We start from the raw sequence: 247 nt of genomic DNA, 5'->3' as shown, positions 1-247 counted from the left end.
CGAGCAAAATATCAATCTTTCAAACGAAGCTAACAACCGATGGCAAATTAACGAAGCGATGATTGCGAAATTGCCTTCACGAAAAGTTAAAAAGGTTGGAAAAAAACTTTCAGAAATCTTTGACACGATGATGCCTGCTTATTTTCCAGAGAAAGCAAACTTTTTTGAAGGAACAAAGAAAACAAGGGAAAAACAAGAAGTTGAAAGAATACTAGAAGATTTCAAACCCGATTTTCAATACGCAACT

Annotated in this window: 1 pseudogene; it reads left to right on the top strand. The window is 34.8% G+C overall.

From position 1 onward, the window contains the following. Window positions 1-247: pseudogene (locus ACFIK8_RS12470) on the top strand (hypothetical protein); the annotation flags it as partial.

The sequence above is a fragment of the Bartonella sp. MR168JLCBS genome (genome assembly GCF_042194175.1).
This window is presented reverse-complemented; position numbering and strand designations above follow the sequence as displayed.